Below are 26,294 nucleotides of genomic sequence, written 5' to 3'. Positions count from 1 at the left end.
TGCTCTTTTTTTATGCCTTTATTTTAGAAAACGTCTTTTCTGCGGCATCAATCGTTTTCTCAATGTCTTCTTCGCTGTGAGACGTGGATAAAAAGATTCCTTCAAACTGCGAAGGCGGCAGAGATATGCCCTGCTGCATCATTTCCCGGAAATAAGCGGCGAACATATGAAGATCTGATGTTTTTGCGGAAGCAAAGTCTGTTACTTTTTCTTCTGTGAAGAAAAGCGTCGTCATGGCACCGGCGCGGTTTACATGATGCGGTATCCCGTGCTTGGAGGCGGCTGCTTCCAGTCCATCAGCGAGCTGGTCTCCGAGCTTGCGGAACCGCTCATAGTCTGCCGGAGTAAGCTGGCTGAGTGTCTCATAGCCCGCTGTCATGGCAAGAGGATTGCCCGACAACGTGCCGGCCTGATAAATCGAACCGTCCGGGGCGATTTTTGCCATAATATCTTGACGTCCACCGTAAGCACCGACCGGAAGTCCACCGCCGATTGTTTTTCCGAGACAGGTCAAATCCGGTGTGACGCCGAACTCACCCTGCGCACTGTTATAACCGACACGAAAGCCGGTCATCACTTCATCAAAAATAAGGAGGCTTCCGTTTTCATTCGTAATATCGCGGACACCCTGCAGAAATCCTTCTTCAGGGAGGACAACACCCATGTTTCCAGTGACCGGCTCCATAATTACGGCGGCAATCTCTTCTCCGTATTTCTCAAACGCGAGTTTTAAACTTTCCAGATCGTTATAAGGTACTGTCAGCGTGTTGGAAGCAGTACCAGATGGTACGCCTGGGCTGTCCGGAAGGCCGAGCGTTGCCACACCGGATCCTGCCTTAATAAGAAGGGAATCCCCGTGACCGTGGTAACAACCTTCCATTTTGACGATTTTATCACGTCCTGTAAAACCGCGGGCAAGGCGGAGCGCACTCATGGTCGCTTCCGTGCCGGAGTTTACCATCCGCACGACATCAATCGAAGGGACCCGGTCAATAATGAGTTCAGCCAGTTTTGTTTCCATTTGATGAGAGGTGCCGAAGCTGGTGCCTTTTTCGGTAGCTTTTTTCAACTGTTCGACCACATGATCATCAGCATGGCCGCGGATCAACGGCCCCCAGGATAGAACATAATCAATAAATTCATTACCATCAAGGTCCCATACTTTGGAGCCTTTTCCTTCTTCAATATAAACAGGCGGATGACCGACGGAGTTATACGTACGAACCGGGCTGCTTACCCCGCCCGGCATAAGCGGTTCTGCTTCATCAAACGCCGCCTGGGACTTATCAAACGTTTTCACTTCAAACACTCCTTTACTATGTCTTTTCATCTTCCCCTTCCAGCTTATCAAATAAACCAAAGGCCTGTCCTGTCTTCTTCTTTGTTCGTTATAAAAAAGGAGCTGCGATGAAAGACAGCTCCCTGTGATTTTTGATATTATTCCTGATCTATCCAGGCCGCGGCGTCTATCGCAAAGTAGGTGACAATGAGATCAGCACCGGCTCTTTTCATGCTCATCAGTTTTTCCATGACAACTTCTTTTTCATCAATCCAGCCATTGGCAGCAGCAGCTTTTATCATGGCATATTCGCCGGATACGTTATATGCCACAACCGGTTTAGCTGTTTCCTTTTTCACTTCATGCACAACGTCAAGGTAGGAAAGCGCCGGTTTCACAATGAGAAAATCCGCCCCTTCCTCTACATCTGATGCTGCTTCCCGCAGAGCTTCCAGCCGGTTCGGCGGATCCATCTGATACGTTTTCCGGTCGCCAAAAGAAGGAGAACTGTGCGCTGCATCCCGGAATGGACCGTAAAATGCAGAAGCGAATTTGACAGAATAGGACATGACCGGAATGTTTGTGTGACCCGCTTCATCCAGGCCGCGGCGTATAGCTGCTGTGAAGCCGTCCATCATGTTGGACGGGGCAATAATGTCAGCACCTGCGTCCGCCTGGCTTACAGCGGTCCTGGTGAGCAGATCCAGTGACGTATCGTTTACGATCGTACCCTGTTCAATAATACCACAGTGTCCGTGGTCCGTGTACTGGCAGAGACAGGTATCGGCAATAACCGTAAGCTCCGGATGATTTTGTTTGATCTGCCGGATTGCTTTTTGCACGATGCCTCCCTCGGCATACGCCTGGGTGCCGTTCTCATCTTTGTGCTCCGGAATGCCAAACACAATGACGGCAGGAACACCGGAAGACTCCAACCGGTCCATCTCCTCTCCGAGATGGTCCAGAGACACCTGGTACACCCCCGGCATCGAAGGTACTTCGTTCTTTATATCGCGGCCTTCGAGTACAAAAATAGGAAAAATGAGATCTTCTTTCTGCAGTACCGTTTCCCGTACCATTTTCCGTATGCCCGGGGTGCGCCGCAGCCGGCGGTGCCGGTGAAATGTCAGCTCATTCATCACGTCATCCTCCTTTTAAACACTGTTAATGTTCGTACAACGCCCTCGACCGTGGATGGATCCGCCGTTCTACGGGAGACAAAGCCCTGCCTTGCTGCTTCTTTATCCGTGATCGATCCAATGCTTACCGTGTCCAGTTGTTTCCAGTCTTTCTCCGGAACGTTTCTCAGAAAATGAACAAAGGCTTTAACGGCCGAAGGACTTGTAAATGTTACATAATCCATCCGTCCCTCGTATACCCATGACACCAGCTTGTCCTGGTTTTTAAACGCAGGAACGCTTGTGTAAAGCGGGAGCTCATACACATCCGCCCCTGCTTCCTGAAGCATATCTACAATAACAGAGCGGGCTCGTGCACTTTTTGGAAAAAGAACCGTATCTCCCGGTTTCACTTGGCTGCGCAGCGTTTCGGCCAGGCCGTCTCCGTCATTAACCTCCGGAAGGACAGGATCAGGCCATCCTCTTCTACGCAGGGATTCCGCTGTTTTCTGCCCTACAGCTGCCGTCCGGCATGTTTTCGCAACGGTAATGGCAGCTTCCGACAGCAGTTCCGAAAAGTAAGCGGCGGCGTTGGCGCTTGTGAAAATAACCCAGTCCCACGTTTTCTGCGCGGCACGTTTTTTCAAAACATCCCAGTCTTCTGTACGGATTGTTTCAATCATCGGCAGAACAAGAGCGGTACCTCCCTCTGCTTCAATCAAACGCTTCATCACATCACTCTGACCGGGAGGCCTCGTTACTAAAACACTTCTGCCGGCAAGGGCCTGTGTCATGTTTGATCCAGCTCACTTTTCACTTTGTCGAGAATTTCTTTACCTCCCTGCTGCAGCAGTTCCTCCGCAGCCAGTTTCCCAACCGTTTCCGGTTCAGACCCTCTCCGGGAAGTTTTAAGTATTGTTTCCCCGTCCGGAGACCCAATCATGGCCGTGAGACTGATATCTCCATTCGATTCAAGCATGGCGTAGCCGCCTATTGGTACCTGGCATCCGCCCTCGACGGTCTGCAAAAATGCACGTTCGGCCGTTACACGTCTTGAGATAATCTCATCATTCAGTTCCGCCAGCACATCAAGAACTTCTTTGTCATCTTCCCTGCATTCCAACCCAAGGGCACCTTGTCCCACCGCGGGAAGACAAATATCAGGATCCAGATATTCTGTTACAATTTTTTCATCCCATCCCATACGGGTAAGGCCGGCCGCAGCCAAAACGATGGCATCAAAATCTTCTTCCCTCAGTTTGCGGAGGCGGGTCTCTATATTGCCGCGGATCCACTGCACTTCTATATCCGGCCGTCTTGCCAGTATCTGTGAAGAACGACGGAGGCTGCTCGTTCCAACTACAGCTCCGGCAGGCAGATCATCCAGAAGCACATTGTCTGCTGAAATCAACACATCCCGCGGATCGACTCTGTTTGTAATAGCTCCCAGGGTAAAACCTTCTTCCACTTCACCGGGAAGATCTTTCATGCTGTGGACGGCTATATCAATCTCTTTATTGGTGAGAGCTTCTTCAATTTCCTTGATGAAAAGCCCTTTACCTCCCACTTTAGAAAGTGTTACATCAAGTATTTTATCCCCTTTTGTTACGATCTTCTTTGTATCAAAATGATAGGGAAGACCGCGTTGATTCAATTCATCAATGACCCATTCGGTCTGTTTCATGGCCAGATTGCTTTTTCTCGTTCCAAGTACAATCGTACGCATCATATACCTCCATCCATTAAAACCAGCTGCCGGGACGAATATCTTTTCCATCCTGCACCAGAAGGAATACATCTAAACATTGTCCCCTGTATTTTAAAAATACCAGAAATGAAAATCAGTAAGTTCGCTTGATAGAAAATAGTTAATCAACACAAACATAAAACCCGCTATATTAAACAGCGCCATGTTATAACCTCTACGATGCCTGACGGCCCATAGATAGAGATAAGCGCTGTACACAGCCAGCACGACAGCCGACCCTATCACTTTGGCATCAAGCCAAGGCAGCTGAGAGAGCTGAATCGAAGCCCATACGAACCCAAGAATAAAGCCCAGCAGCATAAAAGGAACCCCGAACGTTGTCATCCAGAAAATAAAACGTTCCATTTTCGGAAGATTATCGAGGCGCAGCAGCCGCTTTCCCCAGCGTTTTTGCTTCAGCAGATGATGCTGGAAAACATACAGTGCCGCAAAAACAAAGGCTATCGTAAAGGCGGCGTAACCTACCATAATTAAAGTCACATGAACAATCAAGAGCTCGGAAATGAGGAGCTCATTTAAATCCGACGGCACATCGCCGCCCGGCGTAAACAGGCTGAAAGCCATCATGACAAAACCTACGACATTAGTGAAAAATACCAGAAAGTCGACTCGGAAAAACCAATTAATAATCAGAGACAGACTCACGAGAAGCCAGGCATAAAAAAACAGCCCTTCAAACGGTGTAATGATGGGCAGTCTGTCATACTGAAGCGCTCGAATAACAAAAAACAGTGTCTGAAGCATCCAAACGATAGAAAGCAACCAGAAGGCGATCCGGTTCACCTTCCGGTTGTTCTGCAGAAAATCAATAAAATATCCGAGCACACTCAGACTGTACAGCACAATCGTTAAAGCATAAATAATACCCGCAGAAGCAACCATTCGTGACAACTCCTCTCCTAGGAGTGGAAGCTGATGTCCTTAGCATAAGCATAAGGGGAGGTCTGACGTTTTTTACGGCCCCATTCCTGTTCCGCTTCTTCCACTTTTAACTGCTTCTCTTCGGCCTCTCTGGCCGCTTCCACTTCCTCATCCAGCCCGAATATCTCGGTAAATAACGCAAGCGACTCATCTGCATCAGGTTCTCCGGCCATTTCTTTCGCTCTTGTAATGGGATCACGGAGCATCTGATTGACTATGCTCTTCGTATGCTTACGCAGAACCTTTTTGTCACGCTCCGATAAATCCGGAAGTTTGCGCTCCAGGCTGTCCATCGTTTCAGACTGGATAGACAACGCTTTTGTTCTAAGCGCGGAAATGACAGGTACCACACCAAGCGTGTGCACCCACTCTTTGAAAGAAGCGAGCTCGTCCTGAATACCTGCTTCTATTTTTTCTGCTTCCGTCTTTCTTTCTTCCATGTTTGCCGCCACGATACCCTGTAGATCATCAATATCATAAAGGAAGACGTTATCCAGCTTTTCCAGAGCGGGATCAAAGTCACGTGGAACGGCAATATCCACCATGAAAAGAGGACGTCCGCGGCGCTGTTTCAGTACACTCTCCATCCATGTCTTATCTATAACATAATCACTGGAGCCTGTGGATGAAATAACAATATCCGCTTTTTCCATACAGCGCTGCAGTTCTTCCATACTGCCGGCCGTGCCGAAAAACCGTTCCGCCAGTTCAGCAGCTTTGGCATACGTCCGGTTTAATACTGTCACCTCAGCTGCTCCGCCTTCATAAAGGTGTTTGGCTGTCAATTCGCTCATCTCACCGGCCCCAAGCACCATAACATGCTTGTCCCGGAAATCGCCGAGAATCTTTTTCCCGAGTTCAACAGCGGCGTAGCTGACGGAAACAGCATTGTCATTAATCTCTGTCTCGTTGTGTGATTTCTTCGCAAACGTGACAGCCTGCCGGAACAGTTCATTCAGTACAGTTCCGGTAGCTCCCTCATTCTGCGCGAGAAAAAAGCCGTCTTTCACCTGCCCCAGAATCTGTGTCTCCCCAAGAACCATAGAGTCCAGCCCTGTGCTTACCCGGAAAAGGTGCTGTATCGCCGTATCATTTTCCCGGATATTCAGATGAGCCCCATACTCATCTATAGGAAGACCGAACCATTCATATAGAAATTTCTTAATGAAATGCCGTCCGGTATGCAGTTGATCGGCAACAACATAAATCTCCGTGCGGTTGCATGTCGAAATAATGGTACATTCCAATATGCTTTTCATGTTTCTAAGTTTCTGCAGCGCATCCGGCAGCGATTCTTCCTGAAACGCCAGCTGTTCTCTGATTTCGACAGGGGTCGTTTTATAATCAAAGCCGGCAACGATAATATGCATGTTTCCTTCACCCCCGATTGCAACACGATATCTCTCTCTTTTATTCAGCGTCTAATTTACACGTATACTTGTCTGCACTCATTCATTATATCATGCCCGGATCCCACATGAATAATGAAATGTGAACAGCTCCTGACTTTTAAATTCTCAAACAGAGCCGGGCGGAACCCGGCTGTAGATTGTATTGTTATATGATATCATAAATAATCGACATCATTCTAATGACTTGATGGAGGATACATATGAAAAAGCAGAGCATCTTTTATGGTATCATTGTTTCCGGACTTGCCCTGATGCTTATTGTCGAAAACTGGGAGCTTACCGCCGGCGGACTGTGGACAGCCTGGCCGGTACTGCTTCTGGTTTCGGGGACCGCTTTTCTTTTGGAAAGCATCAGCGGGCGTATCCCGCTTTCCTTCCTTCCGGGAGTGATTCTGTCATTATTTGGAATCCACTTTTATCTCCTGGAGTTTACCGCATTCTGGCCGGACCACACCGGCATGTACTTTCTATACTTCGGGGCCGCTTTTCTTGCCGACTCGCTGAAAACGAGAAATTCCGGATGGTTTACGGGGATTCTGCTCTCCATTCTCGGCGCCGGCTTTCTGTACAGTTCTGTACTCAAACAGACTGCGGGACCGCATGCATCCTATATTGTAGAGATGTTCGGTCCCTTACTGCTTCTTGGCTTCGGCCTTTATATGGTCATTGTGCGAAAATAGAAAGGAGACGTATCTACACCATAGCCTGGATTGATTTCCAGGCATCTTCTTTCCCTTGTCCGGTTTCTGCTGAAAACAAAATAATATCATCTGTTTTCTCCAGCTCCAGGGTTTCTCTAATGTGTTTGACATGTTTCGGCCGTTTGTTTTTTGATACTTTATCAGCTTTTGTCGCAATGACAAGAACAGGCAGTTCAAACTCTTTAAGATACTTGTACATCTGAATGTCCAGCGCACTCGGCGAGTGTCTCGAGTCGATAATCACCGCCACTCCGCGCAGGTTTTCTCTGGAGGAAAAGTACGTCTCCATCATTTTCCCCCATGCTGCCCGCTCCGATTTGGAAACTTTGGCATAGCCGTAGCCTGGTACATCCACAAACATCATCCTGCCCTCAAGGTCATAAAAATTCAGTGTCTGCGTTTTCCCCGGCTTATTTGACGTACGAGCCAGGTTTTTGCGTGTAACCAGTGTGTTAATAAATGATGATTTCCCGACGTTGGAGCGTCCCGCCAGAGCAATCTCGGGCAGACTATTCTTTGGATACTGATCCTGCCGGACAGCACTAATCAAGAGTTCCGCTTCATTTACTTTCATTTGCCTCCCCCAATGCATATGCCAATACTTCATCCAAATGTGAAACCACAATAAAGGTAAGACCTTTTCTTACACTCTCCGGTACATCTTCAATATCTTTTTTGTTTTCTTCCGGTATGATAATAGTCTCCAGCCCTGCACGGTGTGCGCTCATTGCTTTTTCTTTCAGACCGCCGATTGGCAGCACCCGTCCACGCAGGGTGATTTCCCCTGTCATACCTACTTCTTTTTTAACCGGCCTTTTTGTCAGCGCCGAAATCAGAGCCGTTGCCATTGTAATACCGGCAGAAGGCCCGTCTTTTGGAGTCGCCCCTGCGGGTACATGAATGTGGATATCGTATTTCTCGTGGAAATCCTCATCAATCTTCAACTCTTCAGAACGCGACCGGATGTAACTGAACGCAGCCTGGGCTGATTCTTTCATTACGTCTCCAAGTTTGCCTGTCAGAGTCAGCTCTCCTTTGCCCTGTGCCAGCGACACTTCAATGGATAGTGTGTTTCCTCCGGCTGTCGTATAGGCAAGACCTGTGGCTGCACCGACCTGATCGGTTTCCTCCGCTTTGCCGTATCTGTATTTCGGCTGTCCAAGCATATCTTCTATCGTGTTCACTGTAACGATGACTCGTTTACGCTCTCCGGAAATGATACGTTTCACTGCTTTCCGGCAGACGTTGGCAACTTCCCGTTCCAGACTCCGCACTCCTGCCTCTCTCGTATAATAACGGATAATTTTCAGAAGCGCGTCTTCCTTAAACTGAATTTTTCCTTTCGACAATCCATGCTCTGCCGTCTGCTTCGGAAGAAGATGATTTTTGGCAATTCCCAGCTTCTCCACTTCCGTATAGCCGGCAATCGAAATAAATTCCATCCTGTCAAGAAGCGGTTCGGGAATTGTTGACACGTTGTTGGCGGTTGTGATGAACATCACTTGGGATAAGTCATACGGCTCTTCAATGAAATGATCGCTGAACGAATTATTCTGCTCCGGGTCCAACACCTCGAGCATGGCCGCAGAAGGATCGCCGCGGAAATCGCTGGCCATTTTATCGATTTCATCGAGCAGAAAGACCGGGTTGGTCGAACCGGCTTTTTTCATGCCTTGAATAATTCTTCCCGGCATCGCTCCTACATAGGTGCGCCGGTGTCCGCGGATTTCCGCTTCATCCCGCACGCCGCCAAGCGACATCCGTACGAAATTCCGTTCGAGCGCGCGGGCGACAGAACGTGCAAGCGATGTCTTGCCGACCCCGGGCGGACCGGTGAGACATAGTATCGGCCCTTTCAGAGACTGCGTCATTTCCTGAACGGCCAGGTATTCAAGAACGCGCTCTTTCACCTGATCGAGACCGTGGTGATCTTCATCGAGAATACGCTGGGCATGGTTGATATCCAGGCGGTCTTCGGTTTCCTCCGTCCACGGAATGACAGTGAGCCATTCGATATAATTACGGATAACCGAACTTTCCGCCGAAGAAGAAGGCATCTTTTCGTAGCGGTCCATTTCTTTATAAGCTTTTTCTTTCACATTCTCCGGCATGCCGGCCTCTTCTATTTTTTGTTTCAGTTCCTCTACTTCCTCTGTCTTCCCATCTTTATCGCCGAGTTCTTTCTGAATAGCTTTCATCTGCTCCCGGAGATAGTACTCTTTCTGCGTCTTTTCCATGGATTTTTTTACGCGCTGCCCGATTTTCTTTTCAAGACCGAGCACCTCTTTTTCGTTATTGAGCGTTTCCAGGATTTTCATCAGGCGGTCATGTACCGGCACTGTTTCAAGAAGCTTCTGTTTCTCTGCGATTTTCAGGGGCAGATGGGAAGAAACGACATCCGCCAGCCTCGCCGGTTCTGCGATATCCTGTACGGACTGCAGTGTTTCATTGGATACCTTCTTGGAGATCGACACGTATTGCTCAAACTGCTCTATCACGTTGCGCATTAAAGCCAGTTCTTCAGAGTCATAGTCGTTTTCTTCGTTTTCAAGCCTTTTCATTTCCACTTCAAAATAGTCTTCCCGCTCTAAAAAGCGGCTGATTTCCGCTCGTGCCAGACCCTCTACGAGTACGCGGATTGTTCCATTTGGCAGCTTCAGCATCTGTTTCACTTTCGCATGTGTACCAATATGATACATATCCTGTTCACTCGGCTCATCAACGGATAAATCGATCTGGCTGGTCAGCATGATTTCGCTGTCATCAACCATTGCCTGTTCCAGAGCCTGCACCGATTTTTCACGGCCGACATCCAGATGCAGTACCATCGTCGGAAATACAAGAAGTCCCCGCAGCGGTAGCAGCGGAATCTTTCGGTTTTCTTGTTCCACCGGCAATACCTCCATTTTTTCAGTTCATTTCCATCACTGTAGATATGTAAAATAAGAAAAGCGCAAGCATCCTGGGAAGCCGCGGCAGGTTCCGGTCCGGGCGCACAGGGCAATCAGCTGCTCTGAACAGCTGAGAGATAAACCCCGACCTTGTAACGCTGCAATTTTTATATTTTCTGTCCCGCCGGAATTTCCGGAAAGAAAAAACATTCTCTTCTCTTTTAAAAAAAGACCCGCTTCTTTTCATCTTGCTTTGTCGCGGGTCTGTTTCTCTATAAAACAGCACAGCATCGTGCGCTTTTTCTTTTCTACTGCATGATGGTTTTATTCTATCCTATTTTTCATTCATTTGTCTAATTCCAGGTTCCTCGGTCTCATGGTAGGAAACCGAGGTGTCACCGGACGGTATAATGAACCCGGGAGTGGTTCCTTCCGCCTCTTCTTCGGGCAGTAGTGCTTTTTTCAGCAGTTCTTCCACCCTTGCCACGGGAATGACTGTACCTTCTTTCTGCTCGTGAAAGGAGGAACGGTCATTTTCCCGGGGAATAAACACAACCTTTGCCCCTGCCTTAAATGCTGCGTCAATTTTTTCCGGCACTCCCCCGACAGGTTTTATATCGCCCCGAACTCCAATCTCTCCGGTTACAGCTGTGAGCGGCATTACTTTTATCTGCTTTACCGCTGAGTAAACAGCAAGGAGAATAGCAGATCCTGCTGAGGGACCATCAACTGGAAGTCCGCCGGGAAAATTAACGTGAATATCATATTCTTTGACCGGCAGATGCATCGTCTGGAGCACCGTCACCACATTTTCCACTGAACTTTTAGCCAGGCTTTTCCGCCGGGTGGAATAAACAGGCGTTGCGTGATTTTCTTCTTCCATGATTCCGGTTACTGTGACATTACCCGGGTAGGTGCCTTTTTTGGCTGCTGATTCAATGTCAAGGATCATACCGGATCCAGCCGCCGTTACGGCAAGCCCGTTCACTTTTCCAACAAAGCGCTGATGCTGCATAGACCGGCCGGGTTTTGGCTCCAGCCGGCCTGCCTGAAGAACCCACTCTATATCATTTGGACCCAGGAGGGAGCGTTCGTCTTCCTTTGCCGCTCCTGCCGCAATTTGAACGATATGAACTGCTTCCCGGCCGTTACTTGCAAAGCGGGATATTAAATACAATGCTTCTTCCGTAAGCTGAACCCCGCTCTTTTCCCCGGCCTGAAATGCAATCTCCCGAACCTCAGAGTCATCCAGCGGCCGGAAGTATATTTCCATGCAGCGGGATCGTAACGCGGCAGGCAGCTCATGCGGCTGCCTTGTCGTGGCTCCCACAAGACGAAAGTCCGCAGGAAGTCCGTTGTTAAAGATATCATGGATGTACGTTGGAATCTGTGGATTGTTTTCACTGTAATACGCACTTTCCAGATACACTTTACGGTCTTCAAGTACTTTCAGCAGTTTATTCAGCTGTATGCTGTGCAGTTCACCTATTTCGTCGATAAATAACATACCGCCGTGGGCCTTTGTAACTGCCCCCTGCTTAGGCTGGGGTACCCCGGCCTGACCCATCGCACCTGCACCTTGATAAATCGGGTCATGCACCGAGCCAAGTAAAGGGTCGGCAATACCTCGTTCATCAAAACGGGAGGTTGCTCCGTCTATTTCCACAAACGCGGCATTTCTCTTAAACGGAGAAGCTGGATTACATTTAGCGGCTTCAAGTACGAGCCTGGCCGCTGCCGTTTTGCCAATGCCGGGCGGGCCGTACAATAGAACATGCTGCGGGTTCTCTCCACACAGCGCTGCTTTGAGCGCTTTGATCCCTTCTTCCTGTCCGATGATATCGGTCAATGCTGCAGGGCGGGCTTTTTCTGTCAGCGGCTGGGATAACGAAACAGAGCGCATCCTGCTGAGCTGTTCGATTTCTTTTTTAGAATCCTTTTGAATCGCTGTTTTACCTGCACGCTGCTGCCTGAGCAGATTCCAAAAATAAAGTCCCACAATGACCCCGAATATCATTTGAACAATAAGTATTCCCATCATCAGATTCATTTGTTTTAAGCCTCCTTGCCGTCTTCCCGGTTTTAGTATGCCGCTGTTCGCGATCGAACATGCAAAGCGGTGGTGATCTTTTCAGGAAGTGTGCGGCTTGGAGACTTTCCTATTTTTCCACGTGACGGAGGCCGATAAAAGTGAACGGTCCAGCCGAGCTTCGGCTGGACCGTTCTGCCTTAATTTCAGGCGCTTTCTCTAGGTGCTTTACTTTCCAGATAAACTTCTTTGCCATCATGTGTCTTGAGAACCGGTGATACGTCATCAGTTACGGCTTCTGCTGTGATGGTACAAACAGCGATATCTTCTTTATTCGGAAGATCATACATGATGTCAAGCATGATACCTTCAATAATGGAACGAAGACCACGGGCTCCGGTTTTCCGCTCGATAGCTTCGCGGGAAATTGCACGTAGAGCTTCATCTGTGAATTCCAGTTCCACGTCATCCATTTCGAGAAGCTTCTGGTACTGCTTCACAAGGGCATTTTTCGGCTGCGTGAGGATATCCACAAGCGCATCTTCGTCAAGTTCAGATAGACTCGAGATAACCGGAAGGCGTCCAATAAATTCCGGAATCAAACCATAGCGGAGAAGATCTTCCGGGAGAATACGGCTCATATATTCATCTTTATCCATGTCGGCTTTTTCCGATTCAGAACCGAAACCAATCACCTGTTTACCAAGGCGTTCCTGAACAATCTGATCTATCCCGTCGAATGCACCGCCGCAGATAAAGAGTACGTTCGATGTGTCAATCTGTATGAACTCCTGATGAGGATGTTTACGGCCGCCCTGTGGAGGAACGCTTGCCGTTGTCCCTTCAAGAATTTTCAGAAGGGCCTGCTGCACCCCTTCACCGGAAACGTCTCTTGTAATGGATGGGTTCTCCGATTTACGAGCTACTTTATCGATCTCATCAATATAAATAATCCCTTTTTCAGCTTTCTCCACATCATAATCGGCTGCCTGAAGAAGTTTCAGCAGAATATTTTCCACGTCTTCTCCAACATATCCGGCTTCAGTCAGCGATGTAGCATCCGCCATTGCAAACGGGACGTTCAGTATTCTTGCAAGCGTCTGTGCCATCAACGTTTTTCCGCTGCCGGTAGGTCCGATCATACAGATGTTACTTTTGGCAAGTTCTACATCACCCTGCTGTTTCGCCGATGCAGAGTTCACCCTTTTATAGTGGTTGTAGACCGCTACAGCCAGAGAACGTTTCGCTTTTTCCTGACCGATGACATAATCGTCAAGCGTCACATTGATCTCATTTGGTTTCGGAAGTTCTTCGAGTTCCACTTCCTCTTCTGTGCCAAGTTCTTCTTCTACAATTTCCGTACACAGCTCGATGCATTCATCGCATATATAAACGCCGGGTCCAGCGACTAATTTTCTCACCTGGTCCTGTGTCTTTCCACAGAAAGAACATTTCAGTTGTCCTTTCTCTTCGTTGAACTTAAACATTTTCTCACCCCTTACATGGATATTGTACACGAACTTTTCCGTTTCAGTACAATCATTTAAATGATTTCCATGTTATACCGAACATTTTCTTCGAGTACATAATGACCATAGTATATGATTATGATCTGCATTGTATCATACACACTGGTCCGACTTGAAACAATACGGCTGGAAAAACGAATATTCTGCCGCATCTTATGTAGAAACGCCTCTTATATCATAGACACTTTCCTCATATATATTCAACCATGAAGTACAGCATTCCTTCTTTTTTCACAAAAATAATGATGTACCAGACTTTTTTCTGACTGGACGGCCTCCGGTTTTTATTTTTGTGTTATGAAAAACCCTAAAAGCTTCATTCACGCTTTTAGGGTTTAACTTCCTTTATTCGTTCTCTTCTGCTTCGCTTTCATTTTCTTCGGACTTCGGTACGGTCTTGCTGTTTTCTACGAGAAAGTCAATCGCCTTCTGAATCTTGAGATCGTCTTTCAACGCATCCGTACCGCCCTGCATAGCGAGAAGCTGCCGGATTTCTTCTTTATCCCGCTGATACGTGCCGGCCATTTTGTCCAGTTCTTTTTCCACGTCATCGTCGTCAGCTTCGACGTTTTCCGCTTCTGCCACAGCTTCAAGAGTGAGGTTCATTTTCACCCGTTTTTCCGCTTCGCCTTTGAACTGTTCTTTCATGCCTTCTTCGTCCGTGCCTGCTACTTGATAATACATATCAAGAGACATGCCCTGTGACTGCAGGCGTTGGTCGAATTCCTGCATCATGCGGTCTGATTCTGAAGAAATCATCGCGTCCGGAATATCAGCAGAAGCATTTTCCGCCGCTTTTTCAACGACCGTATCACGTTCATGATGTTCTTTTTCATGCTCTTTATCATGCTTCAGCTTGTCTTCCTGCTTTTTCTTCAGCTCATCAAATGTCTCGACGTCTTCATCCACATCTTTAGCGAATTCGTCATCCATCTCAGGAAGTTCTTTGCGTTTAATATCATGAAGCTTCACGGAAAACACAGCTTCTTTTCCGGAGAGTTCCTCTGAATGATACTCTTCTGGGAAGGTGATCGTGATATCTCTTTCTTCACCGGGAGTCATGCCGGTAATCTGTTCTTCAAACCCGGGAATAAACTGACCGGATCCGATTTCGAGCGAATAATTCTCCGCTTCGCCGCCTTCAAACGCTTCACCGTCTACATACCCTTTGAAGTCCATGACAACGGTATCTCCGTCCTGCACTTCACCGTCCTCAACAACAACAAGCTCTGCCTGCTGTTCCTTGAGTTTGTCGAGTTCTGCCTGTACGTCTTCTTCCGAAACGGACGTGTCGAATTCTTCCACTTCCAGCTCTTTATACTGACCCAGCTCTACTTCCGGTTTTACGGTAACAGTTGCTTTGAAGACGAGATTTTTTCCTCTTTCAATTTCTTCAATATCAATATCCGGCTGATCGACCGGTTCAATCTGCGTTTCCTGGACGGCTTCGGAATAAGCATCCGGCAGTACAATGTCCACCGCATCCTGGTAAAGAGATTCTACACCGAAACGCTGTTCAAACAGCTTGCGCGGCACTTTCCCTTTACGGAAACCAGGAATATCCACCTGTTTTCTTACTTTTTGGAACGCCTGATCGAGTGCTTCTTCAAATTTTTCCGAATCGACTTCGATTGTCAGGACGCCCTGGTTCCCTTCTTGTTTTTCCCAATTGGCATTCTCAGCGCTCATTTATCTTTCCCTCCAAGTTTCATAGGTTATCTCCGTATTCACAACCTCCTTATTATAACATATCAAATATTCATTTCAATGAAAAAACGGCATAAGGAAGCCTGTTCGAATACGGATTTCTGTTTATAAAGGACTACTCGGCTCTCACCGGAATAAAGCTGCCTTTATATATGTGATATTCCGGTTTTTAATGTATCATATTCTTCTTTCACTTCACAAAAAGTTTCGCTGGAAATATTGTAACGGGACGCTGTATCCTCCGCTTTGACGGAGTATCCGATCCGTCCTGCAGCTTCTGCATGAACCACCGCGGCCAGTCCGGCTGTCAGCAGCGGCGGTGGAAAAGGATAATAAAACAGCAGCAGTTCCTTCAGCAGTTCCATACTATGTTCAAGCAGGACCGGTTCCTCGTGACCCAGCACTTCATGAAGAATGCTGCTTGCTTTTATGTACACAGAGCTCTCTTCCAGGGAAGGGAGAGAAGCAGGAATAAACGTGCCCGTGCGCTCAAGTTTCGTAATATCGACTTCCCGGTCCATATGAAAATCCTTCAGTAAAAACAAAAGCATGCTTTTTAAAAGAGGAGATATTTCCGGATCGGTGAGGAGTACCTTCACGGACGGTACCACGGAAGTAAAGGGATATTCTTTCATTTCCTGAAGAATGGATAATTTATATTCCGAACCACCTGACTTCAGTTCGCGGTTCCAGTCGCGGTCCGGGGGTGCTTCTTCCACGTCAGACTCCACCGTTGTTTCTGCCATGGTGCGTGACAACTCAAGCAGTTCAAACAGCTGCTCTGCCATCTTTACTGGAAAACGATGTTCTTCCTGAACACCTTCAAGGATTGTTATCACTTTTTGATATTCACCTGCCTGCGCAAGCAGCGATACATACACCTGGAGCACCTCGAAATAGTTGTGATTGTTCCCCTCCATCAACTGCTCTGCCAGTTTGATTCCTTCTGTTAGTCTCCCGGTTTCTGCAAGTCCGAGAAGAAGACCATACGACGCCTCTTCGTGAAAAGAGTCATGCTGCAGGGCTTCGGAAAAGAAACTGACTGCTTTCTCTTTGTTTCCTTTTTTCAGTTCTTCCAGTCCGTTTGTCGATAATCGGTCCGCCGAGCCTGGAAAAGAAATAATATTGTGCTCCGGTTCCTTTTTTTCTTTCATGGTGCACTCCCCCTTTCCTGTCCGTGATGGTCATGGAAAAATAAGGCAGCCTTTACGCAGGCTGCCTTTCTGTTTTATCCCGGTACTTAGCATATACGAATATTTTCGTTAATGAAAGAGTTCTGTTTATACGTTCATGCTTTTCTCAAACTTATCGATCTTATCTTCATATTGCAGTGTAATGCTAATCTCATCCCAACCGTTAACGAGCATTTCTTTATAGTAATTATCGATTTCAAACGTTTCTTCAAAACCTTGTTCATCGGTGATTTTTTGGTTTGGAAGATCGACCATCACGTCATATTTTTGATTCTTCCCTTTTTCCATCAATCGATACACTTTTTCTTCTTCCAGACGTATCGGCAGAATACCGTTTTTGAAGCAGTTACTGTAGAAAATGTCAGCAAAACTGGGTGCAATGATAACCCGGAATCCATAATCCTGAAGTGCCCATGGAGCGTGTTCCCGGGAAGATCCGCTTCCGAAGTTATGATCGGCAATCAGAACAGTCGCTCCTTCAGCGTGAGGCTGGTTCAGCTCAAATTCCGGGTTGTCGCTGCCGTCTTCCAGAAACCTCCAGTCAAAAAACAAAAACTGTCCGAAGCCGGTGCGCTCAACACGTTTTAAAAACTGTTTTGGAATAATCTGGTCCGTATCCACATTGACACGTGGTAAAACCGCCGTATTCCCAGTGTGTATCACGAGTGGTTCCATTTTCGTTCCCCCATTTCTTCATAGATTATTAGTTCGTTACTGCTTCATCCAGATACCGGATATCAACAAACCGTCCGGCAATAGCGGCAGCTGCTGCCATAGCCGGGCTGACAAGATGTGTTCTTGCGCCTTTACCCTGGCGTCCTTCAAAGTTACGGTTGGAGGTAGACGCGCAGCGCTCCCCTTCCGGAACAAAGTCAGGATTCATACTCAGACACATGCTGCAGCCGGACTGTCTCCAGTCAAAACCGGCATCTTTAAAGATTTTATCCAGCCCTTCTTCTTCCGCCTGCATTTTTACCTGCTGCGATCCAGGAACAACCATAGCGCGCACACCATCTGCCACGGTCCGGCCTTCTGCGATTTTGGCAGCAGCGCGGAGGTCGCTGATACGGGCATTCGTACAGGAACCAAGAAATACATGCTGGATGTGGATGTCTGTCATCTTCGTGCCCGGTTCCAGATCCATATACTCAAGGGACTGCTCAATGGCTTTGCGTTCTGCGCCCGTCTGCGCGTCTTCCGGCGAAGGAACGGTGCCATGAATCCCGACACCTTGAGACGGGTTTGTTCCCCATGTCACCATCGGTTGAATCTCTTCACTGTCAATTTCCACAACAGCGTCGTATTCCGCGCCTTCGTCAGTGGCAAGCGCCTGCCATTCTTCCACTTTTTCGTTGAACGCTTCGCCTTCAGGAACGTGTCTGCGTCCTTCCAGATAATCAAACGTTACCTGGTCCGGACTGATTAAGCCGGCTCTTGCACCTGCTTCAATGGACATGTTACAGATGGTCATGCGTTCTTCCATCGTTAAACCACGGATGGCTTCCCCGGTGTATTCCAGTACGTGCCCTGTACCAAAATCCACCCCGTGTTTAGCGATGACAGCAAGAATAATATCCTTCGCCGTTGCTCCCGGATTCAAACGTCCGTTGACGCGTACTTCCATTGTTTTAGGTGGTGACTGCCACAGCGTCTGGGTGGCAAGCGTGTGTTCCACTTCACTTGTTCCGATACCAAAAGCAAGCGCACCGAACGCGCCGTGAGTAGACGTATGGCTGTCGCCGCAGACAATAATTTTACCCGGCTGGGTAAGGCCCAGTTCAGGCCCGATAATATGCACAATACCATTATTCGGGCTGTTTAAATCCGCAATTTCCACTCCGAATTCATTACAGTTATTTGTCAGGGTTTCCATCTGCTTTTTGGATACAGCATCGGTGATGGAAGATCTGTTTTCCGTCGGTACGTTGTGGTCCATTGTCGCAAACGTCAAATCCGGGCGGCGGACTTTCCGTCCTGAAAGACGCAGCCCTTCAAATGCCTGTGGAGATGTCACTTCGTGTACCATCTGCAGGTCAACATACATCAAATCCGGTTTTCCTTCTTCTGAGTGTACTTTATGCTCCTCCCAGATTTTTTCAATTATTGTTTTTGGTTTCATTCCGCTTCCCTCACTTTACCTCCCCCGGTTTTCCCGGTTATTTTTTCATTACTTCAATTACTTTATTTGTCATTTCATCTGTAGACAGCGCGGTTTCGCCTTCTTTCGCAATATCGCCTGTACGATGGCCTGCACTCAGCACGTCAGAGACTGCCTGATCCAGAGCGTCAGCTTCTTCGGTCATTTTAAATGAATACTTCAGCATCATGGCCGCCGAGGAAATCATGGCGAGCGGATTGGCTTTGTTCTGTCCTTCAATATCAGGAGCAGAACCGTGAACCGGTTCATAAAGCCCAGGCGGCTGTTCCCCGATACTTGCTGAGGGCAGCATGCCGAGCGAGCCGGTAAGCATCGAAGCGGCATCGCTTAAAATATCACCAAACATATTACCGGTTACCATCACATCAAACTGTTTAGGCTCACGGATAATCTGCATGGCGGCATTATCGACCAGCATGTGCTCGACTTCCACATCCGGATAGTCTCCTTTTATTTCTTCGACCGTTTCACGCCAGAGCCGGCTCGATTCCAGCACATTTGCTTTATCGACCGACGTTAGTTTATTGCGTCGGAGCTGTGCCATTTCAAAACCCTGGCGGACAATTCTCGCAATCTCGGATTTTTTATAAATCATCGTATCAAGCGCTGCTTCTTCTCCGTCCACCTGTCTGCGTTCCTGCGGGCTGCCGAAATATATACCACCGGTCAGTTCCCTTAAAATCATGAGGTCTACATTATCAACCACTTCTTTTTTCAGACTGGAAGCGTCCGTCAGACTTTCATGACCGGTCACGGGGCGAAGATTTGCAAAAAGCTGAAGTGCTTTGCGGATACCGAGAAGTCCCTGTTCGGGACGCAATCCGGAAGAGTGGTTCTCCCATTTCGGACCACCTACCGCTCCAAGCAGGACGCCGTCACTGCTTTTACATGTGTCAACTGTTTCCTGTGGAAGTGGGTTTTCATGTTTGTCGATAGCTGTTCCACCGATATCGGCATACTTATATTCAAATTCATGACCGTAAAGCGCTGCGACTTTATCCAGTACAGTGGTGGTAGCTTTTACAACTTCCAGGCCGATTCCATCTCCCGGAAGAACGGTAATTGTTTTCTTCATCGTCTTCTCTCCCTTACAGCTTTCGTTGCCGGCCGGTGTCACACATTTACTTTTTCGGCCTGAAGATCACGTCCGTCCTGATAGTTGAGGGCACGGTTGATTGCATTGATATAAGCCCGGGCGGAAGCTTCCAGAACATCATTTGCAGTGCCGCGCCCGGAAACTTCCTCTCCTTCATAATCCATCAGTACATAAACTTCAGCAAGAGCATCACGTCCACCGGTAATGGATTGAATGCGGTAATCTTTCAAATCCGCATGTCCTCCGATCATTCGTTCAATGGTTTGGTATACAGCTTCCACACTGCCGGATCCTGTTGCTGCATCCTGAATCGTTTCACCATCCGGATTTTTCAGCGTTACAGTCGCCGTTGGAATGTTGGTGGTGCCGTAATTCACCTGCAGTGTCTGCACCTCGTAGTAGCTGACGGATTCTCCGGCTTTTTCTTCTGACATCAGTGCCATAATATCTTCATCCGTTATTTCACTTTTCTTGTCTGCCAGTGATTTAAATTCTTTAAACACTTTTTTGAGTTCTTCTTCCGATGCCTGATAACCGAGTGATTCGATTTTATTCTTGAACGCATGCAGACCGGACAATTTGCCGAGCACCATTCGGTTGGCATTCACTCCGACAAGGTCAGGTGTGATGATTTCATAGGTGGAACTGTTTTTCAGCACACCATCTTGATGAATGCCGGATTCATGAGCAAATGCGTTGTCCCCGACGACCGCTTTATTACTGGGAACCATCATACCAGACAGTTTACTGATCATGGTGCTGGTCCGTTTGATTTCATTCAGAGTCAGACCGGTTTCGGCCTTGTAGTAGTCATTGCGGATCTTCAGTGCTACAGCAATTTCCTCGAGTGAAGCATTGCCGGCACGTTCCCCGATGCCGTTGATGGTTCCCTCCACCTGTCCGGCTCCGGCTTCCAGTGCAGCCAGGGAATTAGCTGTTGCCATACCGAGGTCATCGTGGCAGTGCGTGGACAATATCGCTTTATCCGAGTTAGGAACATTTTCCTTGATATAGCGGAAAAGGCGGCGGATTTCATCCTGGGTGACATACCCGACGGTGTCCGGCAGGTTAATCACTTCAGCACCGGCATCAATAACTTTTTCAATGATCTTTACGAGAAAGTCAAGATCGGAGCGGCAGGCATCTTCTGCAGACCACTGCACATGCGGGAATTTCTTCTTTGCATGTTTCACCGCTTCCACAGAATTTTCTATTACCTGTTCCGGTGTCATACGAAGTTTATGCTCCATATGAATCGGTGACGTGCCGATAAAGATGTGCAGTCTCGGCTCTTCGCCGCCTTTCAACGCTTCCCAGGCTGTATCGATATCTTTTGTCACGGTGCGGGAAAGACCTGTGACAGAACTTCCCTTTACCGTATCAGCGATATTTTTCACCGATTCAAACGAACCGTTGGATGAGGCCGGGAACCCGGCCTCGATAATATCGACACCGAGGCGTTCCAGCTGGGAGGCAATCTGCATCTTTTCATCAAAATTAAAATTCACACCCGGGGCCTGTTCTCCGTCACGAAGCGTTGTATCAAAAACATTGACCTTCCGCACTTGCCACCACTCCTTTCTATTTTTTGCCGACAAACGGCATCATTTCACGCAGTTCACGGCCGACTTCTTCAATTTGATGTCTGTTTTCCCGCGCATTGGTTGCATTAAATTCCGGGCGATTGGCTTGATTTTCGAGAATCCAGCCTTTTGCAAAGCGGCCGGTTTGGATGTCGGAGAGTATATTACGCATGGTTTGTCTTGTTTCATCCGTAATGATGCGCGGCCCTGCCTGGAAATCTCCCCACTGAGCTGTGTCTGAAATGGAGTAGCGCATGCCTTCCAGGCCGCCTTCATACATGAGATCCACAATTAGTTTCATTTCGTGGAGACACTCAAAGTAGGCGACCTCCGGCTGATAACCTGCTTCCACTAACGTTTCAAATCCGGCTTTAACAAGGGCGGACGTACCTCCGCATAAAACAGCCTGCTCTCCAAACAAGTCGGTTTCTGTTTCTTCCTGGAACGTTGTTTCCATAATTCCGGCACGTCCTGCTCCAATCTGCTTGGCATAGGCGAGAGCGATGTCTTTTGCCTGGCCGGTGGCATCCTGATATACCGCGATAAGGGAAGGAACGCCTGCACCATCTTCAAATACACGGCGGACGATGTGTCCCGGTCCTTTCGGTGCGATCATGAACACGTCAATATCTTCCGGAGGAACAATCTGGCTGAAGTGAATGTTAAAACCGTGCGCAAACGCGATGGCTTTCCCAGAGTTGAGCTCAGGTTTGATTTCATTTTCGTAGGTGGCCGTCTGATGCTCATCCGGAAGCAGAATCATAATGACATCAGCCTTGCGGGCTGCTTCATTAACAGTATATACTTCAAAACCGTCTTCTTCTGCTTTTGTCCAGGACTTGCCTTTACGAAGTCCAATAATAACGTGAACGCCGCTTTCCCTCATGTTTTTTGCGTGGGCATGACCCTGGGAGCCGTATCCGACTACCGCTACCGTTTTGTCCTGCAGAATTCCCTCGTTAATATCTCCGTTATAAAGTGCTTTAGCCATAATCAAATCTCTCCTTTTTCTGTAGTAAAATTGTAGATTAATTTAAGATAGAATGTTTCGGCGTTTCAAAATCACTTTTTACCGCTCCGCGTTTGAAAGCGGTGATGCCGGTACGGGCCAGTTCTTTAATTCCATATGGTTTCAAAAGGTCTATTAAGGCTTCCACTTTCTGCTGATCTCCTGTTACCTGGAGTGTAATGCTCTCACGGCCCACATCCACCACAGTTGCCCGAAACGGCTCGGCAAGTGCTGATATTTCTCCTCGATGCTGCGGAGCGGCGACAACTTTTATAAGCGCCAGCTCTCTTGCAATAATCGAATCATCGGTAATATCCCGCACTTTGAGTACATCCACCTGTTTGTTGAGCTGTTTGATCACCTGGTCAAGTCCACGCTCGTTATCAACGTTTACCACAAACGTCATGCGCGAAATTTCAGGATTTTCCGTCATGCCGACGGTGATGCTTTCAATATTGAACTGCCTCCGGGCAAACAGCCCTGTGATCCGGTTCATTACGCCTGAATTGTTATTTACTGTTGCAATGATGGTTCGTTTCACGGTTTAATCCCCTCCATTTCATGATGGCCTTTTCCGGGCGCGATCATCGGATAGACATTTTCTTCTTTTTCCACCCGGCAGTCCATCAGCACCGGGCCGGAATGGGCAAGCGCTTCACGCAGCACCTCCTGCATGTCACCCGGGTTCTCTATTTTCCAGCCTTTGATGTTATAGGCTTCCGCCATCTTTACAAAGTCCGGCTGAATCGGGAAAACAGAGTTCGAATAGCGTTGTTCATAGAATAATTCCTGCCACTGGCGGACCATGCCGAGGGAAGCATTGTTCACGAGAATGATTTTTACCGGCAGGTTCAATTCCTGCAGAATGGACATTTCCTGTGCCGTCATCTGGAATCCGGCATCGCCAAGCACGGCTACAACCTGCCGGTCCGGTGCGGCAAACTGAGCACCGATAGCTGCGGGAAAGCCAAAACCCATGGTACCCAGCCCGCCGGAAGTTACCCAGCAGTCGGGCCGGTCAAATTTATAGTACTGGGCAGCCCACATCTGATGCTGTCCGACGTCTGTCGTGACAACAGCCTCTCCTTTTGTTTCTTCATAAATCATTTCCATGAGATGCTGTGGCTTAAGAAAATCTTTCTCTTCGTGATACCAGAGCGGGTATTCTTCCTGCCATGCCTGGAGCTGTTGTTTCCATTCCGAAAATTCACCGGGGGTGCCGTTATATTCATTGAGCATCCGCAGTGCTTCTTTTGCATCCCCTACTACAGGAATCTGTGTTTCGATGTTTTTGCCGATTTCGGCCGGATCGATATCAATATGGGCGACCTTGGCATTCGGCGCGAAGTGCTTAAGTGCCCCCGTCACCCTGTCATCAAAGCGTGCACCGATACTGATTAAAAGATCGGATTCATGCAAAGCCATGTTTGCGGTGTAGGTACCGTGCATGCCGACCATACCAAGAGACAGTTCGTGGGTTCCCGGGAAAGCACCGAGACCAAGCAGTGTGCTGGCAACAGGGAGCTGCTGTTTCGTTATATAGTCATAGAGTTCATCTGACCCGTGTGCATGAAGCACACCGGCGCCGGTCAGAACAACCGGTCTATCTGCTTCACTTACCGCATCGGCAAGCTTCTTGATTTGAAGCTTGTTGGGAATGACAGTCGGTTGATATCCAGGAAGTTCTACCGGTTGATTGTAGTTGAAAAAACCGGAAGCTGCCGCAATATCTTTTGGCAGATCGATTAACACAGGACCAGGCCGGCCGGTAGAAGCAATGTGAAAGGCTTCCTTAATCATACGCGGAAGGTCCTCTACTTCCCGTGCCTGAAAATTGTGTTTCGTAATCGGCATCGTCACTCCGATAACGTCCGCCTCCTGAAAAGCGTCCGTGCCGATTGCATTGGTTGCCACCTGGCCGGTAATAACAACGAGAGGAAGCGAGTCAATCATGGCATCGGCTATGCCTGTGACAACGTTGGTTGCCCCGGGACCTGAGGTGACGACACAGACTCCGGGGTTTCCGGAAACTCTGGCATACCCTTCCGCTGCATGTACCGCCCCCTGCTCATGACGGGCAAGCACATGATGCATTCCTGTTCTGTAAATCTCATCGTACGTGGTTAAATTGGCACCGCCCGGATAGCCGAAGATGACATCGACATTCTCACGGGCAAGCGCCTGAATAAGCATGCTCGCTCCCGTCATTTCCTGGTTTTCATCTTTGAGCTCACGGCCCTGCATTTCTTCTGTCTCTGGTCCCATCTCTGCTTCCTCCTTATACCTGGTTTTGTTTAGTCCTTAAAACATTTGAAATAAAAAAGTCTTTCCGCCCTTCAACTGGAATGACTCCAGTTAAAGGGGCGAAAAGACTTCTTTCCACGGTACCACCCTTTTTTGCGGTTAAAACCGCCTTGGCGGCAGAACGACTGCCATGTTCTGCCTGTTATGATAACGGGTGAAGTGTACGTTGCTGCACCCGGCCTGTATTACCGGCATTAAAGCTTTCACACAGGCACTCAGAGGGGAGTTCATCTACAGCGGCAGTTCCGTTTCTCAGCTTCCACGGATCTCTGTAAAGGCCGGACTGTAGACTAATGGTCCTCTTCAGCGTATTCCATCATTTAGTTGTTATCGTATATGCAGCAGGGATTGTCCCCGGGCTGTTTCAGCTTATTTCCATTTCTGAACGGGACGCTTCAATCTTCACGCCGTCCTTTTCCACTTTCCCACGGAATGCTTCCAGAATCCGTTGTGTTTCAGGACCCGGCTTCCCGTCGCCGATAATGCGGCCGTCCACCTTAATGACAGCAATGACTTCAGCAGCTGTTCCGGTAAGAAATACTTCATCGGCCGTGTATACATCGTGCCGTGTGAAAGGTTCCTCTCTTAAATCATAACCCATTTCACCGGCAAGTTCAACAATGGCCTGGCGGGTTATTCCTTCAAGAGCTCCCACGTAGCCGGGAGGGGTATACAGCACTCCTTCACGCAGAATAAAAATGTTGTCTGCGGAGCCTTCCGCTACATATCCTTCATTATTCAGCATCAACGCTTCGTTCACACCGGCTAGACCAGCTTCAATCTTCACAAGAATATTATTTAGATAATTCAACGATTTTACTTTAGGGCTCAATACATCCGGGCGGTTTCTTCTTGTTGCAACGGTGACGATATCCAGACCCTTTTCATAAAACTCTTTCGGGTAAATAGCGAGTTTTTCCGCAATGACGACAAGCTGCGGGCGCGCACACGATGCCGGATCCAGTCCAAGGTTCCCGACGCCGCGTGAAACGACAAGACGGATATAGGCATCGCGAAGATCGTTCTTTTTCAGCGTCTCCACAATAATGTCTGTAAGGTCCTGTTTCGTGTACGGAATGTCAAGCATTATCGACTTTGCGGAATTATAAAGGCGGACAAGGTGTTCATCAAGTTTGTAGACATTGCCGTTATAGACACGGATACCTTCAAACACACCGTCACCATAGAGAAAACCATGATCAAAAACGGAAATTTTCGCATTTTCTTTTTCAACAAATTCTCCGTCCAGATAAATCCATTGTTCCCCCATGCCCGATCACCTCTGATGTTTCTTCAATATTAAACGGTAACGTAAATGCATGGTTATTCTGAAAATTATCCGTGTCAATTACGTGTTTGACATTTATAATACGCCGGTTAAAGCTTTCGGTCAATCCCTTTTTTAAAATTATTAGACGATTCAAAAAGAGACATTGTATTTGAATGCGGTTACACTATCTATTTGTCAAGCTTTTTGGAGGATTATCTCTCTTACATAAATTTTGCTTGATTGTAAAATTAAATGCAACAGCTAAAGGCATAGTTAAAGGTATAGCTAAAGCCATCGTTATTCCGTTATGATGAAGTTGACCAAAA

At 47.9% G+C, this 26,294-nt stretch carries 21 protein-coding genes; 1 reads left to right on the top strand and 20 read right to left on the bottom strand.

Annotated features, from left to right (window positions below; genetic code table 11):
• Positions 1–10 precede the first annotated feature (10 nt).
• The 6 genes from hemL to hemA form a co-directional block, all read right to left on the bottom strand.
• Positions 11–1,330, bottom strand: a complete 1,320-nt coding sequence (gene hemL / locus BM058_RS10930; RefSeq protein ID WP_407690178.1) for a glutamate-1-semialdehyde 2,1-aminomutase — start codon at positions 1,328–1,330, stop codon at positions 11–13.
• A gap of 107 nt (positions 1,331–1,437) precedes the next feature.
• Positions 1,438–2,418, bottom strand: a complete 981-nt coding sequence (hemB, locus tag BM058_RS10925; protein ID WP_090927083.1) for a porphobilinogen synthase — start codon at positions 2,416–2,418, stop codon at positions 1,438–1,440.
• Positions 2,418–3,191, bottom strand: a complete 774-nt coding sequence (locus BM058_RS10920) for a uroporphyrinogen-III synthase (protein ID WP_090927082.1) — start codon at positions 3,189–3,191, stop codon at positions 2,418–2,420. Before BM058_RS10920 ends, hemB begins: the two co-directional genes overlap by 1 nt.
• Positions 3,188–4,123, bottom strand: a complete 936-nt coding sequence (hemC, locus tag BM058_RS10915) for a hydroxymethylbilane synthase (RefSeq protein ID WP_090927081.1) — start codon at positions 4,121–4,123, stop codon at positions 3,188–3,190. Before hemC ends, BM058_RS10920 begins: the two co-directional genes overlap by 4 nt.
• A gap of 93 nt (positions 4,124–4,216) precedes the next feature.
• Complete coding sequence (locus BM058_RS10910) at positions 4,217–5,047, bottom strand: cytochrome C assembly family protein (protein ID WP_090927080.1); 831 nt, start codon at positions 5,045–5,047, stop codon at positions 4,217–4,219.
• Between the two features lie 17 nt (positions 5,048–5,064).
• Entirely contained in the window at positions 5,065–6,456 is a 1,392-nt protein-coding gene (gene hemA, locus BM058_RS10905) for a glutamyl-tRNA reductase (protein ID WP_090927079.1), read from the bottom strand.
• 242 nt (positions 6,457–6,698) lie between these two features.
• Between hemA and BM058_RS10900 the strand changes: the two genes are divergently transcribed.
• Positions 6,699–7,178, top strand: coding sequence for a hypothetical protein (locus BM058_RS10900; RefSeq protein ID WP_090927078.1), 480 nt, complete (start codon positions 6,699–6,701; stop codon positions 7,176–7,178).
• 13 nt (positions 7,179–7,191) lie between these two features.
• Here BM058_RS10900 and yihA read toward each other — a convergent pair whose 3' ends face one another.
• The 14 genes from yihA to ilvE form a co-directional block, all read right to left on the bottom strand.
• A complete protein-coding gene (gene yihA, locus BM058_RS10895; protein ID WP_090927077.1) occupies positions 7,192–7,773 on the bottom strand; it encodes a ribosome biogenesis GTP-binding protein YihA/YsxC in 582 nt (193 codons plus the stop codon).
• Positions 7,760–10,090, bottom strand: a complete 2,331-nt coding sequence (gene lon / locus BM058_RS10890; protein WP_245736947.1) for an endopeptidase La — start codon at positions 10,088–10,090, stop codon at positions 7,760–7,762. The genes yihA and lon overlap by 14 nt, the downstream gene beginning before the upstream one ends.
• Positions 10,091–10,424: 334 nt before the next feature.
• The gene (gene lonB / locus BM058_RS10885) at positions 10,425–12,140 is read right to left on the bottom strand and encodes an ATP-dependent protease LonB (RefSeq protein WP_090927075.1); all 1,716 of its coding nucleotides are present in this window, start codon (positions 12,138–12,140) and stop codon (positions 10,425–10,427) included.
• A 185-nt stretch (positions 12,141–12,325) separates the two neighbouring features.
• Complete coding sequence (clpX, locus tag BM058_RS10880) at positions 12,326–13,606, bottom strand: ATP-dependent protease ATP-binding subunit ClpX (protein ID WP_090927074.1); 1,281 nt, start codon at positions 13,604–13,606, stop codon at positions 12,326–12,328.
• Between the two features lie 387 nt (positions 13,607–13,993).
• Positions 13,994–15,337 carry a trigger factor gene (gene tig / locus BM058_RS10875; RefSeq protein WP_090927073.1) on the bottom strand — a complete coding sequence of 448 codons (1,344 nt, stop codon included), beginning with the start codon at positions 15,335–15,337 and terminating at the stop codon, positions 13,994–13,996.
• A 164-nt stretch (positions 15,338–15,501) separates the two neighbouring features.
• Positions 15,502–16,509 carry a tetratricopeptide repeat protein gene (locus tag BM058_RS10870; RefSeq protein WP_090927072.1) on the bottom strand — a complete coding sequence of 336 codons (1,008 nt, stop codon included), beginning with the start codon at positions 16,507–16,509 and terminating at the stop codon, positions 15,502–15,504.
• Positions 16,510–16,635: 126 nt separating this feature from the next.
• A complete protein-coding gene (gene leuD, locus BM058_RS10865; RefSeq protein WP_090927071.1) occupies positions 16,636–17,223 on the bottom strand; it encodes a 3-isopropylmalate dehydratase small subunit in 588 nt (195 codons plus the stop codon).
• 28 nt (positions 17,224–17,251) lie between these two features.
• On the bottom strand, positions 17,252–18,667 hold the full coding sequence (gene leuC, locus BM058_RS10860) for a 3-isopropylmalate dehydratase large subunit (protein WP_090927070.1): 1,416 nt from the start codon (positions 18,665–18,667) through the stop codon (positions 17,252–17,254).
• Positions 18,668–18,704: 37 nt separating this feature from the next.
• The gene (gene leuB, locus BM058_RS10855; protein ID WP_090927069.1) at positions 18,705–19,781 is read right to left on the bottom strand and encodes a 3-isopropylmalate dehydrogenase; all 1,077 of its coding nucleotides are present in this window, start codon (positions 19,779–19,781) and stop codon (positions 18,705–18,707) included.
• Between the two features lie 38 nt (positions 19,782–19,819).
• A complete protein-coding gene (locus tag BM058_RS10850; protein ID WP_090927068.1) occupies positions 19,820–21,400 on the bottom strand; it encodes a 2-isopropylmalate synthase in 1,581 nt (526 codons plus the stop codon).
• Entirely contained in the window at positions 21,384–22,376 is a 993-nt protein-coding gene (gene ilvC, locus BM058_RS10845; RefSeq protein WP_090927067.1) for a ketol-acid reductoisomerase, read from the bottom strand. The genes BM058_RS10850 and ilvC overlap by 17 nt, the downstream gene beginning before the upstream one ends.
• A gap of 37 nt (positions 22,377–22,413) precedes the next feature.
• Positions 22,414–22,935, bottom strand: coding sequence for an acetolactate synthase small subunit (gene ilvN / locus BM058_RS10840; RefSeq protein WP_090927066.1), 522 nt, complete (start codon positions 22,933–22,935; stop codon positions 22,414–22,416).
• Entirely contained in the window at positions 22,932–24,659 is a 1,728-nt protein-coding gene (ilvB, locus tag BM058_RS10835) for an acetolactate synthase large subunit (RefSeq protein ID WP_245736945.1), read from the bottom strand. Before ilvB ends, ilvN begins: the two co-directional genes overlap by 4 nt.
• Positions 24,660–25,062: 403 nt before the next feature.
• Positions 25,063–25,968, bottom strand: coding sequence for a branched-chain-amino-acid transaminase (ilvE, locus tag BM058_RS10830; protein WP_090927065.1), 906 nt, complete (start codon positions 25,966–25,968; stop codon positions 25,063–25,065).
• Positions 25,969–26,294 lie beyond the last annotated feature (326 nt).

The sequence above is a fragment of the Salibacterium qingdaonense genome, from assembly GCF_900114715.1.
Classification (GTDB): Bacteria; Bacillota; Bacilli; order Bacillales; family Marinococcaceae; genus Salibacterium; species Salibacterium qingdaonense.
Note: the sequence above shows the minus strand (reverse complement) of the source record. Positions and strands in the feature narration are given on the sequence as shown.